Source organism: Paraburkholderia sp. A3BS-1L, assembly GCF_051125215.1.
Lineage (GTDB): Bacteria > Pseudomonadota > Gammaproteobacteria > Burkholderiales > Burkholderiaceae > Paraburkholderia.
Map to the genome: position 1 here is coordinate 921,573 of NZ_CP120445.1, position 18,027 is coordinate 939,599.

Below are 18,027 nucleotides of genomic sequence, written 5' to 3' on the forward strand. Positions count from 1 at the left end.
AATTCTACTGACGTAATCGTGAGTCACGAGCGGCGTTGAACATTCGTATTCGCTTCTGCTCCGCTTACAAGGCGCCACAGCCCACCGCGTTGCCCGCCATCTCCAGGACCGCCTTAGCGCCTTCGACCCGCAGCAGTTCCGGCAACGACACGCCATTTTTCGCGGCCGTCAATTCGGCAAGTATCGAGAGGGCGATCTCCGGCGGCGTCCGGCTGCCGATGTAGATGCCCACCGGTCCGTGCAGGCGCGCGAGTTCTTCATCGTTGAGATCGAACTCCTTCAAGCGCTTGCGCCGCGCCGCGTTATTGCGACGCGAACCGAGCGCACCCACATAGAACGCAGGCGTTTTCAGCGCTTCCATCAGCGCGAGATCGTCGAGCTTCGGATCGTGCGTCAGCGCGATCACTGCACAGCGTTCGTCGAGCTTCATGTCCATCGCGGTGTCGTCGGGCATGGCGCGAACGATGGTCGTGCCCGGCACGTTCCACTCGTCCGTATATTCCTCGCGCGGATCGCACACCGTGACCTGATAATCCGGGCACCGGGTGGCCCAGGCGCAACCATTCGCCCGAAGATTCCCTGTATCTGTGGGGGCCGGACGTGCCAGGCTATTTCTTCGAGAACACCGAAGCGTGACATGCGCAACAGTTGTTCTAACTGCGGATGCGTCTTCGTTTGCTCACGTGGACCTAGAGGCGCTCGACGTGCACTTCGACCGCGTCCCTCGGCACGGTCAGCCGCGTGCGATCGAGCAGGGCGTCCGCGGGCGCGGTGCGGTCGGGATTCAAGGGCTTCACCTTGTTGAACACCACCGAGAAATGCTCGGGCGTCACGGTGACCGACGCGTAGCCCTGCGCATCGTGGTCGGCGTGGCACAAATCCGGATTGTTGGTCTTCAGGAAGGCGTCGAGCCTGGCTGGTGTGGTTGCCAGCGACGCGAACGGCGTGCCGGACCAGCCCGCCTTGACGTAGGCATAAAAAGACGTGCTGCTGATTCCGGCGCACACGAAGTCGACGATCACGGGCGTCCCCTTCACGGGGTCCGGGTCGTCCCGCACGACTCCGCACTGAAACGCGTGGAGATCACCCGAGATGGACACGGCGTTATGGATGCCCTGTTCCTTCAACCAGGAGAGCAGGTCGTGTTTGTGCGCCGGATAGCCGTCCCATGAATCGCAGTCGATCACGAGGCGCGCCGCGGGATTCTTCGGTGCGCCAGGCATCACAGCCCACAGGCGGTTCAGCATCACCTCGTTGCCCCACACCTTCCACACCGCTGGCGAGCGCTTCATCGTGTCTTTCCACCATTGCGTCTGCTCGGCGCCGAGTATCGAAGGCGCGCGGCCGAAGTGCCTGGTATCCCAGGTTTCGAAGCGCTGAAGAACATCCTGCTTGACGAAGTAGCGCGAGCCGACGGAGTCGTTGCCATGAACCGGGTCGTGCAAGTGCGCGCGCGCAATCGCCGCCTCGCTCACGACATGATCGTCGCGATAGAGGCGCTCGTCCGTCATCACGAGATGCATTAGCATGCCGAAACGAAAATCGCGGTAGATGCGAATGTTCGTGAATGACGGGTTGTCCGGATCGAAGTGCACGTCGCCCCAGTCCACCGGCATGTACTCCGCCCACGCGCGATTGGCGTTGCGGCGGCGCGCGCTCACCTGCCTTTCCTCGTTGGTGTAGACCTGATGATCCTGCCAGCAATCGTCGGAGAATTCGTGGTCGTCCCATATCGCGATCATCGGCAGGCGCTGGTGCAGCGTTTGCAAGCGCGGATCGGAACGATAGGTGCGATAGAGCGTGCGATAGTCGTCGAGCGAATCGGCATAGAGCGTGCCGTCGGCGAGCCGCTTTGCATCGGGTAGCTGCAGCGCCGGATGCGCCGTCTCGACCGCATCGCTTCTCGGGCCTCCGACCGTTTCATAGATGTAATCGCCCACATGCACGACAAAGGCGAGATCGCTTTCGTCTGCAAGCAGCGTCATGGCCTGCCAATGATTGACGCCCCAGTCCTGGCAATTGAGCCACGCGAAGCGAATCTCGTCGTTGGCTTCGTTTTCATCGGGGGCCGTGCGCGCAACGCCGCTGGCGCTCACCTCGTCGCCGGCGACGAACCGATAGTGATACGTCGTGTTTGGTGAAAGCGCCGTGACCTTGGTGCGTACCGTGAAATCGTAGGCGGGCAATGCCGCGAGCCGCACGTTGGCGACGAGCGCGGAGAAGTCCGGTTGCCTCGACACTTCGAGCCGCAGCGGGACCGCGCGCATGGCGCGTTTTGCGTGGTGCGGTTCGTTCCCGGGCGCGGGCGCGCAGCGCGTCCAGAACACGATGGAGCGATCGCGCGGATCGCCGCTGGCGACGCCCTGCGCAAAGCGGTAGAGGCCGTTGCTCGCGGCGTTGGCGTTGGCGGGGAGCGCTGGACGAGACGCGGCGCGCGCGCCGGTGGCCGCTGCAATTGTGAAGAATGCCGACGACTTGAGGAAATGGCGCCGATCCATCGGCTCTGACCCTCCCGATCGACTTGCTGCAAATGTCCGAGACGCATTGCGATGCCGCAGCATGCGATGTGCCTCTATCGGGCAGCAGTTTTGGCTCCTGCTGCCCGCACCACCCACCTCAATCCGGCAGCAGCGCGCCGGTTCGAACCGCGTCCTTGCCCGCCACGCATGCCACTTCCATTCCCGCAGTGGCAAAGCGCGTGCGCTGCCGCGCATACAGCACCCCGGCAACGGAACTCTTGACCGTAACGGTGCGGTCGGTCAGCGGATCGACGATGTCGGCAATCGGCTGACCGGGCTCGACGCGTGCGCCCGCCGCCGCACGGAACACGATCACGCCCGAGGCCGGCGCGATCAGCGATTCGCTGCCCGCGAACGGCGTGGGCCCGAATTCGAGCGGCGGCAACGGCGCGGGCGAGCCGTCGATTACGCCCCGATGCGTCAGGTACTCGACGATCGCGTTCGCGTCCTGCTCCGCGAACGCATAGGACACGTCCGCCTGGCCGCGCAACTCGATCGTTACGGATATCGAACCATTCGGAATCGGATAGCGATCGCCGTAACGCGCACGCAATTCCGACCAACAGAAGCTGTGAATCTCGTCGAACGGATTGCCGATCGAATTGAGCGCGAGCAGCGACGCCTTCGCGTCGAGATAGCGCGCGAGCGGTTCGACCTCGGGCCACAGGTCGGGGTTCGTGTAGAGATGCAGCGCGGCTTCGAAGTCGCAATGCAGGTCGAGCACCACATCGGCGTCATACGAAAGGCGCTGCAGCGCGAGGCGCTGCGATTGAAGTTCGGTGGTCGGCGTTTGCTCGGCGAGCGCCTCGCGCATGGCGGCGCGCACGGCAAGCAGGTTCTGCTGCGCGTCGCCGGTAAGGCGCGACTCGATACGCGGCATCACGAGCGCGGCGAGATCGTGGAATTGCCGGTTGAAGTTCGAGGCCGTGCCGGCTTCGTAGCGGCCAAGCATCTGGCCGAGCAGGCGTTGATTCAAACCGATTGGATTAGGCACCGGAACCACCACCACCTCGCCGCGCAATCTGTCCGCCGCTTCGAGCGCGGCGAGGCGCTTGCGCAGCGCCCAGGCGACCAGCATGCCCGGCAGTTCGTCGGCATGCAGCGATGACTGGATGTAGATCTTCTGCCCGCCGCCGGGGCCGTAGTGGAAGCTCGTCAAGTGACGCTCGGTGCCGAGCGCCGGGGATATCAACGGATGTGTCTGTGTCTGCATGATGAGAGGCTGCTCTGGATCGTTGGGCTTTTCAGCCGCCGTACACGTCGAAGTCGAAGTACTTCGATTCGATCTTTTTGTACGTGCCATCCTTGATCATATCGGCGATGGCCTTGTCGATCTTCGCTTTCAGTTCGACGTCGTCCTTGCGCAGGCCGATGGCGGCGCCCGCGCCGAGCGTGCCCTTCGGGTCGTCGATGTCGCCGCCCGAGAACTGGAAGCCCCCGCCGCGCGGGGTCTTCAGGAAACCCTGCTCGGCCTGCACGGCGTCTTGCAGCGCGGCGTCGAGGCGGCCCGAGATCAGGTCCGCGTAGACCTGGTCCTGGTTCTGGTAAGGCACGATCGACACGCCCTTCGGAGCCCAGTAGAGCTTTGCGTAGGTTTCCTGAATGGTGCCTTGCTCGACGCCCACGGTCTTGCCCTTGAGCGCGTCGGCCGTCGGCTGGAGGCTCACCCCCTTCTTGGCGACGAGGCGCGTTGGCGTATGGAACAGCTTGGTCGAAAAGGCGATTTGCTCGAGACGTTGCGGCGTCATCGACATCGACGAGAGCACGCCGTCGAATTTTCTTGCCTTCAGCGCCGGGATCATGCCGTCAAACTCGTTTTCGACCCAGACGCACTTCGCGTTCAGGCGCTTGCAGATTTCGTTGCCGAGGTCGATGTCGAAGCCGACCAGCTTGCCGTCCGTGCTCTTCGATTCAAACGGGGGATAACTCGCATCGACGCCGAAGCGGACCGAGGAAGGGTCCTTGGCGAAGGCCGAGGTGGCGATTGCGAGGATTGCGAGGGACAGGGCAAGCTTCTTCATTGACGCAAGGTCTCCAGTATCGACATCGACGCTGCCGTGGGTTGGCGGCGTCCTCAGGCAGACGAGGGTTCATCTGCAAAGTTGAATAGACAAGATAACCGGTCAGTGATGTTCGAGTAACTGGGGTTTTCGCTGAAGCGACCTGAATTTGCCGATTTTCGACGTATGGAAACAGAAAGGTTGGGAAGCGTTTTAGGTATTTAATGTATAGACAACATTGCGTGTGGCGTTGCAAACAAAAAAGCCCAGACCGGATGGTCTGGGCTTTCGTGACGGGTTCTCGAGGGCTTAGTTGCTGCCGTACACGTCGAAGTCGAAGTACTTTGCTTCGATCTTCTTGTACGTGCCGTCCTTGAGCATGTCGGCGATGGCCTTGTCGATCTTCGCCTTCAGGTCGGTGTCTTCCTTGCGCAGGCCGATGCCGGCGCCGTCCGAGGGAATCTCCTTGCCCGCGAACTCGTAGCCCGCGCCGCGCGGCGTCTTCAGGAAGCCGATATCGGCCTGCACCGCGTCCTGGAGCGCGCCGTCAAGACGGCCCGAGATCAGGTCGGCGTAGACCTGGTCCTGGTTCTGGTAGGGCACCACGTTCACGCCCTTGGGCGCCCAGTTCGTCTTCGCGTAGGTTTCCTGGATCGTGCCCTGCTCGACGCCCACCGACTTGCCCTTGAGCGATTCGGCCGTGGGCAGCAGGTTGGTGCCCTTCTTGGCGACGAGGCGCGTGGGCGTGTTGAATAGCTTCGACGAGAACGCGATCTGCTCCTGGCGCTGCGGCGTCATCGACATCGAGGAGAGCACGCCGTCGAACTTCTTCGCTTTGAGCGCCGGAATCATGCCGTCGAATTCCTGCTCGATCCAGACGCATTTGGCGTTCAGACGTTTGCAGATTTCGTTGCCGAGGTCGATGTCGAAGCCGACCAGCTTGCCGTCCGCGGCCTTCGATTCAAACGGCGGATAACTCGCATCGACGCCGAAGCGGATGGTGGACCAGTCCTTCGCGAACGAGGAGGTTGCGATCGCGAGGATCGCCATGAACAGGGCAAGCTTTTTCATTGCTTTGGAGTCTCCGTATTAAGAATGGGGGCCGCCGTGAAAAGCTCGCCGTACCTTCGGCAAAGACTGTTCCATGCGCCGGTTGGGTAGACAACATAGACAATCGCCGAAGGTCGGTTAAGTAGGGTTTTCGCTGAAGCCGATGCTGCCGGTTCCGATTTCGACAAGAGCCGGCGAGAACGCGTGCGAAAAACCTGCGCTCTTACTTCCAGAAGCCGTGATGCGAGCAAGCGGCTTCGTCTTCGATCAGCGGACCGACCACGTCGATATGGCGCTGGCCGCGCGTGAACACCTCGCGGCACGGCAGCGAGAACGTCGGGTTTTCGGGGTGATCGCCGGTGAGCGAGAGCAGGCGGTGCTCGGAAAGCGCATACACCACTCGCCCGATGTTGCACCAGTAGATGGCGCCCGCACACATGCAGCACGGCTCCGCACTCGTGTAGAGCGTGCAGCGCGCGAGCTGCTCGGGCGAGAGAATGCGTGCGGCCTGGGCGGCGGCGGCGAGCTCGGCGTGCTGGGTGGGATCGCCTTGCGGCGGCATCGAGTTGTTGCCGGCGGACGCCACGATGTTGCCGTGCTCGTCGGCCACGAGCGCCGCGAACGGATGGCGGCCGTTGCGCCGCGATTCGTCGGCCAGTTCGATGGCTTTGCGCAGCAGGGCGAGATCGCGGTCGGCGAGGGCGGCGGGGGCGAGATCCGTATTGGCGTTCATTGGATTTTTTCCGTTGTGCTGGGTGAGTGGTGGATGAGGAAAATGAAGTAGACAGTGCTGCGTTCAATGGACTTCGGTGTTGGCGTTGCTGGCCAATGCGGGCGTGTTTTCGTGCGCGCCGGCTTCCTGCTTGTCGCGGTTGAGCAGGAGGTTGAGCACGATGGCGGTAATCGCGCCGAGGAAAATGCCGCTGTCGAGAATCAGCTTGGCGGGGCCGTGGATCTGGGCGAACAACGTGGGGAACGACATCGGCAATACGCCCACGCTCACCGACACCGCAACGATGATCGCGTTGCGCGTGCCCTCGAACTTCACGCGCGAGAGTTCCTGAATGCCGGCCACGGTCGTCATGCCGAACATCACGATCGCGCAGCCGCCCAGCACGGGGCGCGGCACCGAGGCGATCAGCGCGCCGAGCTTCGGAAAGAGCCCCATGAGCACCATGATGACGCCCGCGGACGCCACCACGTAGCGGCTCTTCACATTCGAAAGCGCGATGAGACCGGTGTTCTGGGTGAACGCGTTATAGGGAAAGCTGTTGAAGAGGCCGCCGAGCATCGTCGAGAGGCCATCGGCGCGGAACGCATTGCCGAGCGTCTGTTGCGAGGACGGGCGGCCGATGATGGTGCCGATGGCGAGCACGTTGCCGGTGGTCTCCGCCATGATGACCAGCATGGCCAGCGCCATCACGAGCGTGGGCGTGACGGCGAAGCTCGGCAGGCCGAATGCGAACGGCGCACTGATCTCGAACCAGGCGGCGTCGCCTACATGCGCGAAGCTCGCCATGCCGCACGCGGTTGCGATGACGGTGCCCACAATCAAGCCGATCAGCACCGAAAGATTGCCGATGAAGCCCTTGAAGCGCGCATAAACGAACAGCGTGATGCCGACCGTTGCGAAGCCGAGCAGCAGATTCGCTGCGGAGCCGAAGCCAGGCGCATCGGGATTGCCGCCGCCTAGCCAGATCGCGGCGGCCGGCATCAGCGAAACGCCGATGATGGTGATCAGGCTGCCGATCACCACGGGCGGAAAGAAGCGCAGCAGGCGGCTGAACACCGGCGCGATGAGCACGGTGAGCGCGCCCGCCGCGATCACGGAGCCGAACACGCAGGCAAGGCCATATTGCTTGCCGATCATGATCATCGGCGCGATGGCGATGAACGAGCAGCCCTGGATCAGCGGCAGGTGCGCGCCGAACTTCCAGATGCCGATCGTCTGGATCAGCGTGGCGATGCCCGAGGTCAGCAGGTTGGCGTTGATCAGCGTGATCATCTGCTGCTGCGTGAGGCCGAGTGCGCTGCCGAGTATCAGCGGCACGGCGACGGCCCCCGCGTACATCACCAGCACGTGCTGCAATCCGTAACTTGCGAGTTGGCGCAGCGGCAGAATCTCGTCAACCGGATGAGTACCTGGTTTGCTCATGAAGTTGTCTCCTTTGTCGTGGTCCCGGGCGGCTGGTCAGGCACGGGGCCGGCACGTCATAATCCATCACGTCTGCGGGGCCACCAAACGAATATCCATCGATTTTTTCAATAGATTGGGGAGGCGCCATGCGCTATTCGCTCGACCAGCTCGAAATGTTTGCCCGCGTGGCGAAGACCGGCTCGTTCTCGGCGGCGGCGCGCAGCCTGGGCAAGACGCAATCGACCATCAGCACGGCGATCGCCAATCTCGAAGTGGATTGGGGCTTGCCGCTGTTCGATCGCGCCAGCAAGCTGCCCGCGCTCACGCCGGCGGGCCGCAAACTGCTCAACGAAGTGGAGGTGGTGCTGGAGCGCTGCCTCGATCTGGAATCGCAGGCCAACGATCTGGGGGAACTGGTCGAGCCGCGCCTGACGCTCGCAATTGAAGTGCCGTACAACGCGCTGATGCCCGCGATCGAGGACTTCGCCGCGCAGTTTCCCGCCGTCGATCTGGATGTGCGCCATCCTTTTCACGGCGACGTGAGTGACTTGTTGCTGAAGGGCGAAGTGGATCTGGGCGTGGCCTTTGCGCAGCCGGATTACCCGCGCGACCTGGGCTTTTCGCAGATGGGCAAGCTGATTCTGGCCCACGTGGCGCGCCACGACCATCCGCTGGCGCGCCAGGCGAGCGTGAGCTTCGCCGAGTTGCGCTCGCATCGCCGTCTGGTGTTTAGCGCGCACAACAATACGCTGCCGAGCACGGAATATCTCGACTCGGCGCGCAGCTGGCAGGCGGAGAGCTATCTCGCGCTGCTGGAGATGACGCGCGCAGGGCTGGGCTGGACGACCTTGCCGCGCCAGTTGATCCTGCGCGAGCTCGATGAAGGGGAATTCGTGGAGCTGCAACTGGCTGCGTATCCCCACACCGACTGGCTGGTGGGGGTCGACCTGATCTGGTCGAAAGCGCGTGTGCTGGGCAAGGCGGGCGTGTGGCTAAAGCGCCGCTTGCAGCATCATAAGGTCTACGAACTGGACCGCAATGGCAATGCCACTACGCTGTAGCGAGGGCGCCCGGACTGCTATCGCGTGAAGTCGCGCTGTCGTGCGCGAGATGACTGAAACGCGAATGAAGCAAGCGTTGTCTGAGCACGACACGTGTCATGCCATGGACACGGACGGCAATACCTACGGCGGCTCATAGAGCGTTCACTACGCCGTTGGCACACCCCTTGGCGCTGTCCGCAACGAGCGGAACGCTTGTCTGCACGCAATTGATTGCAGAAACGGTCGGCAACAATGAAGGCGCTATCACCGGTACGGTTGCCACCGCATCGGCCAAACTCGATCTGGGCGCGCACGCTCGACGACCTGAGCATATCGTTCAATCTCGATGATTCCGGCTTGCTCAATCTGAACAGCTCCAGGTGCTTGGGCATGACGCAACACAGCCGCTCGTCGCACTGGGATTCTCAGGCACGTTGCCGAATGCGCAGGCCATCGCCGGTGTCGCGGTGTTGTCGTGCAAATAGAAATCCATGTCGAGCTGGTTCGCGTCAACGACGAGAATGCCTGCAAACCAGAAGCCAGGTAGCATCACTTCTTTCGCGATCCTTATAACGACAAACCCAGCCTTCAGAGCTGGATTTTTTGTTTTGTAATGCAAACGCTATTTATTGTTTGAATTCGTTCAATCACATCTGGTCGAGAAGCTCACCGTTACATACCCCTCCTCCTGCGTCCCCACATCCTTCTTATCCCCCCGAAAGACGGGATGGGAAAGCAGGGTTGTTCGCCCGAAAATTCCGTACTACTGTTGCATCGAAGGAAGGCGATATTCAGGCCAATTCGCTAAATCAGAAACGGCGTGAGACACCGACCTATTGTTTCTAATCATCACGTCGCATCAGAATTCAATTCTGCCTTGGAGCGCCATGAACGCGCCGTCCACCGGGGAAAACCAAGTGAAGAATTCGGCGGGGTCGAGAGGGCAACGCGTCGCCCACGATTTTGCGCAAGTGCTTCATGAAGAACTCAACGAAATCGTGAAGGCGCGCAAAGGCCAAATCGATCCCATTGACCGCGGTTCTCCAGCCAGTCCCGGCGCTCCCGGCAGTGAAGCCGATGCATTGCGGCGAAGCGAGCGACTTGACCTGAAGGGTTTGGCGCTGTCCGGAGGCGGCATACGGAGCGCGACCTTTAGCCTTGGCGTGATCCAGGCGTTTTGCGAAGGCAAGGTGTTGCGCGAGTTCGACTATCTTTCCACGGTCTCTGGCGGCGGTTACATCGGCAGTTGGCTGTCTGCACAAATGCTTCATCGCTTTCCCAATGGGAACGTGGCGGATCTCGAGTCGGTGCTGAGTCCCAATACCTCGCCGGGCGGTCCGCCAAAATCGAAGGAAGACGCGTCGATTGGCTTTCTGCGCGAATACAGCAATTACCTGACACCACGGGTTGGCTTGTTGAGCACCGACACGCTGGCCGCGATCTCGGCATACGTTCGCAATCTTGTCTTGATTCAGGCGATCTTTCTGGCGTCGATCGTGGTGGTGCTGTCTTCGCCGCGAGTGGTGTTCCTCGCTGCGCAGGCGCTGCTTCAGTGCGCCTTCTGTCTGTGGCTTCCCGGGACTTTGGGTTTGGTGTTGCTTTCGTTGAGCGTTGCCGGAATAGTGCTCAATCTGCGCGCCGATCAAACGAGTCCGTGTGCAAAGACCGCGTTTGTTTTGATCTACGTGATTCTGCCTGGCGTTCTCGCGGCATTTCTCATGGGCATCGAAATGGTGAATAGCGGCGGCCTTGTTGCAGGCTGGGGTATGGGCGGCTGGGTCGTCTTCTTCACGCTGTTCTACGCGGCTGTCGCATTGGTGCTGCCTGCACAGGATCGGTATCCGGCCCCGGGCCAGGCTCAACACGCGGGCGTCCAGAAGATTCATTGCCGAAGGGGGCGCGTAGTGCCATTGCCGAAGCGCATCGCCATCGTGATCGCCGGATCATTGGCGGGTGCGACGGGTGGTGTGCTGCTGTCACTCATGCATCAGGGAATACGCGCGATGGTTCATGCGCATGGGCATGAGCAAGCATTATGGTTTGCCGTATCCATTGCGCCATTCATGATTCTCCAGGTGTTTGCCTTGACCATCGTGCTGCATCTGGGCCTGGTCGGGCGTATCTTCGATTACGACGTACAGGAATGGTGGGCCCGTTATGGCGGTTGGCTGCTCGCGGTCACGGTCGGCGGTGGCGGAATCCTGACTGCTGGAATCTACGGCTCGGCGCTGGTGTTGTGGGGTGACGCGTGGTTGACCTACCTTGGTGGACCGGCATGGCTTTTTGCGTCGCTCTGGGGCGTGGTCACCGGTTCATCGAAAAAGACGGACGGGTCGAGTAAGTCATGCAGGGAACTCGGACTTGTGATCGTGCCGTATGTGTTCATTATCGGATTGACCGTGATCCTCTCGTATGGCGAGTACCGGGCGCTTCCGGTTGACACGGCTGCAACCCGTGTGGCGGTTCCGCACACAGCGGACGAATCCCCGGCGGCGCACGCTCCCAAACCGGATTTCGCGCAAGCGGTGGCCGAGGTATCGACTCAATTGTCGAGACAGTCGGTGCATCAAGTCGAGGTTGGCGGGGTCAAGTTCAATACCGTGCTGGTGGTGTTCTTCTCCTTTCTTGTGGCTGGATTCATCCTGGCCTGGCGCGTCGATATCAATCTGTTCTCGCTCTTTAATTTCTATCGAAATCGATTGACGCGATGCTATCTAGGCGCATCACGCGCGGTGCTGGGAAAGCGGCATCCGCATCCCTTCACCGGTTTCGATCTCGATGACGATGTTCCTCTCAGTCATCTTGCAGCCAACGAGAAACGCAACTTTGCCCAGCGCCCATATCACATCATCAACACGACGTTGAACATGACGTCCGGCGAGAATCTTGCCTGGCAACAACGTAAGGCCGCATCGTTCTTCTTCTCGCCACTCTATTGCGGGTTCCGCTTGCCCCGCACGATGGAGCCCGACCATTCCAGAAAGAGCTTCATGAAGACCGCGCAATACATGCGAGGCAAGCACACCTTCGGGCCACTGGATGATATCGGCCCGATGCTGGGCGGCGCCGTCGCGGTCTCGGGCGCTGCGGTCAGCCCGAATTCCGGCTTCCACACCGATCCGGGCGTCGCGTTCCTGCTCACGCTGTTCAATGTGCGGCTTGGGCGCTGGTGCCCGAATCCTGCGTCGCCCAATGTGCCGAAGCGCTCGAGCCCCGAGTTCGGTGGAGCGCTGTACCTCAATGAGCTCTTTGGCGCTGCCGATAGCACGTCGCGCTACGTCTATCTGTCCGATGGCGGGCACTTCGACAATCTGGGCATTTACGAACTCGTCCGGCGGCGTGTCAGCCTCATCGTTCTTTGTGATTGCGGCGAGGACGCACCCTTGCAGTTCGACGACCTTGCGGATGCCATACGCAAGTGCTCGGCTGATTTCGGCGTGGACATCGTCATTGATGTCGATCCGTTGCGGCGCGAATCCAGCGACAGTCCCCCGCCGTTCAGCGCGAACCACGTGGTAGAAGGCGTGATCCGTTATCCGTGCCTCGAGGGAAGCGCGCCTGACGCGGCGGCGTTCGAAGGAAAGCTCATTCTGATCAAGCCGACATTGACGCGGGAGATCTACGCGTGCGCTTCGGATCTGCGCAACTACGCCATTGTCGAGCCTGCATTCCCGCAGCAGTCCACGGTCGATCAATGGTTCAACGAGGCGCAGTTCGAAAGCTACCGGAAACTCGGTTACCTGATCGGACGTCACCTGCTCGAGAAGCCCCTCGAGGACGGTTCCATGCTGGCTGGTCGTTTGCAACGCTCCGCGGATTTGCAGGCCGGCGGAGCGGGCTTGAGCGAGTGCTGAATCATGGCCACGGACATTGTTCATCGGCTTGTCGAGGCAAATGGCGTCACTTTTCATGTGGCCGTATCGGGCCCGGACAATGCCGCGCCGGTTCTGTGCATTCATGGATTTCCGGAAGGATGGGTGAGTTGGCGTCACATCATGCATCTGTTGCCGCAATCGCGAATCTACGCGCCCGATCTTCGTGGGTATCCGGGTTCGAGCTATCCGAAAAGCGGCTACGACGTTTTTACGCTGACCGACGACATCAAGGCCTTGATAGAAGTTTTGGACATTCGCCAATGTGTGCTTGTTTCGCATGACTGGGGCGGTGCGTTGGGGTGGATATTCGCACATCGATATTCGAGCTTGATAAGCAAGTTGGTTGTCGTCAACTGCACTCACCCTCGAACCCTGGTGCGCGCGGTGGTGACATGCGATGACTGGCAACCGTTTCGTATTCCGTGGGTGCCGTTCTTCCAGATTCCATGGTTTCCCGAGTGGTTCATGACCACGGCGATTGGCAGAAAGCTTTTGAAATGGACCTTCCTGATCAGGCAGGGCCAACCCGGAACGATGGACGTCGGGCTCGTCGATGAACTCGTCGGCCGTTTTGCGAACGCAGCCGATATGCATGGACCGATTGAATATTATCGGCAGATCGTCTTGACCATTCTTTTGCCGGAGCGGCACAGAAAGCTGTATGGGCTCTATGCCACGCCTATCAGCGTGCCCGTTACCGTGATCTGGGGCATGAAGGACGGCGCGTTGCCTGCGCTCGTCGCGCGCAAGAGCTTCGGTGATGCGGGATGCAACGGTGATTGGAGGCCGCTCGAAGGCGTCGGCCATTTCGTCGATCTGGAGGCGTGGGAAACGTTGGCGGGCGAATTGGCGAGGGTGCTTGACTTCGGCCCAGGTGATTCCTAGGGTTCCTATACATGCCGTTATGGCGCGTAATGGCGGCTTGCAATGACGCACGAATGTGAATTCCGGCGAGAACATCAGAACAGGAGGCGACCGTGAATCGGCAACGACAATTACATGTATGGTTACTTGTCCTCGTCGGGGTATTCAACATGGGCGCGAGTGCGGCACCCCAATCCGGCTACGTGCAAGACGAAGCCAAACAGGCTGGCCGCGATGCCGCGTCGTTTCCTCAAGCGGACGAGGACTACTTCAAGGACATGGACCGGGGTATCGCCCTGAGTCCGGAAGAGGTCAAAGGGCGCAACATGTGGCTCGTCTGGAGCGGGGGCAACGACCGCTTCTGGGACAGAATGACGAAGGACACATTCGGTGCGTTCGACATTATCAAGTCGATCAGCTCTTATCCAGGCCAGGGGCATTCGCGAGACGACCGCTGGCGCTATCTCGGGGTGATCAACGAGCCCTGCTTCGAGAAAGCATCGGCCCCCGATCCGCAACGCTTTGGTTTGTGGCTCGATCGACGCATCGTTAGCGACAAGTGTCCGAAGGATCCGTTCGAAAATGAAGAGAAATATCCGGGCGTAAAGACCGGTGCGCGGGGCATGACGTTTAGTGACGGCAAAACACTGCCGGTCGGTTCGTTATATGGCTATGCAACGGGAATTGTCGGCCTGCGTCTGTTCCCCAATCCGGATTTCGACGAGAAGGCCGAAAAAGCATGGGACGCGCGCCGCTACTATGAGGACCCCGCGTATTACAACAATCCCAATCTCGTTCGTCCTTACCGCGTGGGAATGACATGCGCGTTTTGCCATATCGGCCCGAGCCCGGTTCATCCGAGCGCGGATCCCGAGCATCCGCAATGGGCCGATCTGAGCGGCACGGTGGGGGCGCAGTACATGTGGGTGGATCGGCTCTTCATCCATAACGCTGCAAAGCCTGAAGGGCAGCAAAACTTCATGTATCAGCTCACGCACACGTGGCGGCCGGGAACGATGGATACGTCGCTCGTGTCCACGGACAACATCAACAACCCCCGAACGATGAATGCGCTTTACGACCTTCACGCCCGGTTGGGAATGGCGCTCAAGATCGGCAAGGAAAAGCTGGCAGGCGGGGAACTCGATAACAAACAACTCAACGATTTCGTGTCGGACGGACCGCTTGCACAATTCTTCAAAGCACCCAACACCGTGTGGACGCCGCGCGTTCTCAAGGATGGCGCGGATTCGGTAGGCGTGCTGGGCGCGCTCAATCGCGTGTATCTGAACATCGGGCTGTTCAGCGAAGAATGGCTGCTGCATTTCAATCCGGTTTTCGGCGGCAAGCCCATCTCGCCCATTCAGATTGCCGTGGCGCGAAAGAACTCGACTTACTGGCAAGTGACGGAAACGGGCACGGTCAATATGGCGCTGTACCTGATTGCGGCATCGCAGCCCGATCATTTGAGCGATGCGCCAGGAGGCAAGCAATACCTCGCCGACGCGTCCGCCAGCGATGGCGCGGCGATGCTCCAGCGCGGCAAGAACGTGTTCGCGGATACCTGCGCGCGCTGCCACTCGAGCAAAGCGCCGCCGGTGCCGGCCAGTCTGAATTTGCACGACTGCAACGGGCCGAACTATATGGCATGTTTCAAGCGCTACTGGAAATGGACGCAAACGGACGATTACAAGACGCAAATGCGCAAGGTCGTCAATGCGCCGGATTTCCTCGACGGAAACTATCTGTCGAGCGATGCGCGGATTCCGGTGACGCTATTGCGAACCAACATCTGCAGTCCGCTTGCGACCAACGCGATTCGTGGAAACATCTGGGACAATTTTTCCTCGGAGTCGTACAAGACGCTGCCTTCGGTCGGGTCGGTCACGCTCAACGATCCGTTCTCCGGCAATCCGTGGCAATACCCCATGCCCGCCGGCGGCCGTGGCTATACGCGGGTGCCTTCGCTGATCAGCATCTGGTCGACGGCGCCGTTCCTGCTCAACAACTCGGTCGGGCCGGAGAGGTTCGATGGCGATCCGTCGGTTGCGAGCCGCATGAAGGTGTTCGACGCATCGATCGAACAGATGCTGTGGCCCGAGAAGCGGCAGCACGATGCAGTGCTGGGCAACAAGGTGCCGGGGCTCATCGACCGGACGACGGTGCGCAGCCAGATCACGATACCGAAGGGCTATTTGCCTGCGTCGCTGCAGTCGACCTTGCAAAGGATCGACCCGAAATTGTTCGATCCGAAAAGCGGCGATCTCGCGCTTGGTCCGGTGCCGTCACAGGTTCCGGTCAACTTGCTGGCCAACATCCGGCCTCTGCCTGAAAGCAGCGATCCGGTGGTCATCGGACAGCACATCGGAGAACTGACGAACTTGCTATTCAAGCTCGGAAAGAATCTGCTGACGATGCCGGACAACGCGACCGACGAGGCGTTGCTCAAGAAATATGCGGGCCTTGAGAAGCCGATGCTGGCGCTCAGCAAGTGTCCTGACTTCATCGTCAATCGCGGCCACTACTTCGGCACTTCCGAGTTCAACGACCAGAACGGGCTGACTGCCGACGAGCGTTCGTTCGGCAAGGAGCCGGTCCTGAGCGACGACGACAAGCGCGCATTGATCGCGTTTCTGAAGACGTTTTGAGCAAGAGGCTTCGACGGTCCACAGGCTATGTCCACTCCAGACGATGAGGTATGGGATTACGTGATTGTGGGTTCCGGCGCGGGGGGCGGCACGCTCGCCGCGCGGCTTGCGGAGGCGGGCATGCGGGTGTTTCTGATCGAGGCCGGAGGCGATGCGCCAGCGAGCGGGGCGGACCGGATGCCCGCGGACTACCACGTGCCGGCCTTCCATGCATGCGCCTCGGAGAATCCGGCAATGAGCTGGAACTTCTTCGTGCGTCATTATGCTTCCGATGCCCAGCAGCAGCGCGATCCGAAATGCACGCCCGAAGGCGTGCTGTATCCTCGCGCCGCGACGGTGGGCGGGTGCACCGCGCACAACGCGATGATCTTCGTGTATCCGCATGACTCGGACTGGGACGGCATCGCGCAATTGACCGGCGACCGGTCGTGGCGAGCCTCCGCCATGCGCCGGTATGGCAAGAAGCTCGAGCAATGCCGCCACCGTCCGCTTTGGGCGCTCGCGCGCCGGTTTGGCATCAACCCGACCGCGCATGGCTTTGACGGCTGGCTGACCACCGAACATGCAACGCCGAAGAAGGCGCTCGCCGACGACCACCTGATGCGAGTGGTCTTCGGCGCGATGGAACTCACCGCGCGCAGTATCCCGAAGCGCCTGCACGCGCTGCTCGGCCTGATTCGCTGGCAGGGCGATCCGAATTCGCGGCTCTGGGGCAGGCGCTGTTTCCGCGGCGTGTGCTATACGCCGCTCAGCACGCGCGACCATGCACGGCATGGCGTGCGTGAGCGTGTGCTCGACGTGGCGGAGCGGTTTCCGTCTCGCCTGAAAATTTCGCTCGACTCGCTCGCCACGCGGGTGTTGTTCGACGAGAATGGCGCAGCGGTTGGCGTCGAATATCTGAAGGGCGCGCGTCTGTATAAAGCGCATCCTGAATGCAGCGCCGAGCGGGGCGTGCGCTGTGAAGTGCGTGCGCGTCGCGAGGTGATTCTGGCGGGCGGCGCGTTCAATACGCCTCAACTATTGTTGCTGTCGGGCATTGGTCCGGCAGAGCATTTGAGGGCGCATGGCATTCCGGTGCGAGTCGATCTCGAAGGGGTTGGAAGTAATCTGCAGGACCGCTATGAGATTGCCGTGATCAGCCGCATGGCGCAACCATGGGAAGTGCTCAAGGGTGCGGCGTTCACGACCGACGATCCGGCTTATCGGGCGTGGTCCGATCTGCGAGAAGGCGTTTATATCACCAACGGCGCAGCGGTCGCCATTGCGCGTCGATCGACGAAGGCGCGCTCGCTGCCTCCGGACATTTTCTGCATGGCGCTCATCGAGCGTTTCATCGGCTATTTCCCGGGATTTTCAACAGGCTTTGCCCAGCACAACGATTTCCTGTCTTGGACCATACTCAAGGCACACACCCGCAACGATGCCGGGACGGTGCGCCTGCGCTCCGCGGATCCGCTCGATATGCCGCTTATCGATTTCCACTATTTCGAGGAAGGCAGCGATGCTTCCGGGGACGATATGCATTCAGTCGTCGAGGCAATCAAATTCGTGCGCGGATTGGCAGCGCCGCTTGCCGAGCGCGGCTTGATTGCGCAAGAGCAACTGCCCGGTCCAGAGGTGCAGAGCGACACGGCGATTGCCGATTACGTGCGCGACAACGCATGGGGCCATCATGCATCGTGCACCTGCGCGATGGGCGATCCGGGGGCAGGAGGCGTGCTCGACAGCACGCTCTCCGTTCACGGAGTGCGCCGCCTGCGGGTGGTGGACGCGTCTGTGTTTCCGAAGATTCCGGGCTTCTTTCCGGCCAGCGCGGTCTACATGGTTGCGGAAAAAGCGGCGGACATGATTTTGAAGGATGCAACGAGTCAGACGTAACTTATCGGAGGTG

The 18,027-nt window shown here is 61.0% G+C and carries 12 protein-coding genes and 1 pseudogene; 5 read left to right on the top strand and 8 right to left on the bottom strand.

Features of this window, described 5'->3' with window-relative positions:
- Positions 1 to 64: 64 nt before the first annotated feature.
- The 7 genes and pseudogenes from P5W99_RS34890 to P5W99_RS34920 all read right to left on the bottom strand — a co-directional run.
- Positions 65 to 535 (bottom strand): annotated as a pseudogene (locus tag P5W99_RS34890) (XdhC family protein); the annotation flags it as partial.
- A 154-nt stretch (positions 536 to 689) separates the two neighbouring features.
- Entirely contained in the window at positions 690 to 2,498 is a 1,809-nt protein-coding gene (locus P5W99_RS34895) for an alkaline phosphatase D family protein (RefSeq protein WP_421028346.1), read from the bottom strand.
- Between the two features lie 118 nt (positions 2,499 to 2,616).
- The gene (locus tag P5W99_RS34900) at positions 2,617 to 3,732 is read right to left on the bottom strand and encodes a succinylglutamate desuccinylase/aspartoacylase family protein (protein ID WP_434665859.1); all 1,116 of its coding nucleotides are present in this window, start codon (positions 3,730 to 3,732) and stop codon (positions 2,617 to 2,619) included.
- A gap of 31 nt (positions 3,733 to 3,763) precedes the next feature.
- Positions 3,764 to 4,540 carry an ABC transporter substrate-binding protein gene (locus P5W99_RS34905; protein WP_434665862.1) on the bottom strand — a complete coding sequence of 259 codons (777 nt, stop codon included), beginning with the start codon at positions 4,538 to 4,540 and terminating at the stop codon, positions 3,764 to 3,766.
- A gap of 288 nt (positions 4,541 to 4,828) precedes the next feature.
- Positions 4,829 to 5,590 carry an ABC transporter substrate-binding protein gene (locus P5W99_RS34910; protein ID WP_421047102.1) on the bottom strand — a complete coding sequence of 254 codons (762 nt, stop codon included), beginning with the start codon at positions 5,588 to 5,590 and terminating at the stop codon, positions 4,829 to 4,831.
- Between the two features lie 202 nt (positions 5,591 to 5,792).
- Positions 5,793 to 6,302, bottom strand: a complete 510-nt coding sequence (locus P5W99_RS34915; protein ID WP_434665866.1) for a nucleoside deaminase — start codon at positions 6,300 to 6,302, stop codon at positions 5,793 to 5,795.
- Positions 6,303 to 6,365: 63 nt separating this feature from the next.
- Positions 6,366 to 7,724, bottom strand: a complete 1,359-nt coding sequence (locus tag P5W99_RS34920) for a nucleobase:cation symporter-2 family protein (RefSeq protein WP_434665869.1) — start codon at positions 7,722 to 7,724, stop codon at positions 6,366 to 6,368.
- A 128-nt stretch (positions 7,725 to 7,852) separates the two neighbouring features.
- On the opposite strand from P5W99_RS34920, the gene P5W99_RS34925 reads away from it, so the two are divergent.
- Positions 7,853 to 8,767 carry a LysR family transcriptional regulator gene (locus P5W99_RS34925; protein WP_434665872.1) on the top strand — a complete coding sequence of 305 codons (915 nt, stop codon included), beginning with the start codon at positions 7,853 to 7,855 and terminating at the stop codon, positions 8,765 to 8,767.
- A gap of 343 nt (positions 8,768 to 9,110) precedes the next feature.
- Here P5W99_RS34925 and P5W99_RS34930 read toward each other — a convergent pair whose 3' ends face one another.
- Positions 9,111 to 9,368, bottom strand: a complete 258-nt coding sequence (locus tag P5W99_RS34930; RefSeq protein WP_434665875.1) for a hypothetical protein — start codon at positions 9,366 to 9,368, stop codon at positions 9,111 to 9,113.
- Positions 9,369 to 9,636: 268 nt separating this feature from the next.
- On the opposite strand from P5W99_RS34930, the gene P5W99_RS34935 reads away from it, so the two are divergent.
- The 4 genes from P5W99_RS34935 to P5W99_RS34950 all read left to right on the top strand — a co-directional run bounded on the left by P5W99_RS34935 (position 9,637) and on the right by P5W99_RS34950 (position 18,014).
- A complete protein-coding gene (locus P5W99_RS34935; protein ID WP_434665877.1) occupies positions 9,637 to 12,603 on the top strand; it encodes a patatin-like phospholipase family protein in 2,967 nt (988 codons plus the stop codon).
- Positions 12,604 to 12,606: 3 nt separating this feature from the next.
- Positions 12,607 to 13,509, top strand: coding sequence for an alpha/beta fold hydrolase (locus P5W99_RS34940; protein WP_434665880.1), 903 nt, complete (start codon positions 12,607 to 12,609; stop codon positions 13,507 to 13,509).
- A 92-nt stretch (positions 13,510 to 13,601) separates the two neighbouring features.
- A complete protein-coding gene (locus P5W99_RS34945; protein WP_434665883.1) occupies positions 13,602 to 16,136 on the top strand; it encodes a hypothetical protein in 2,535 nt (844 codons plus the stop codon).
- A gap of 27 nt (positions 16,137 to 16,163) precedes the next feature.
- Positions 16,164 to 18,014 carry a GMC family oxidoreductase gene (locus P5W99_RS34950; RefSeq protein ID WP_421028356.1) on the top strand — a complete coding sequence of 617 codons (1,851 nt, stop codon included), beginning with the start codon at positions 16,164 to 16,166 and terminating at the stop codon, positions 18,012 to 18,014.
- Positions 18,015 to 18,027: the final 13 nt, after the last annotated feature.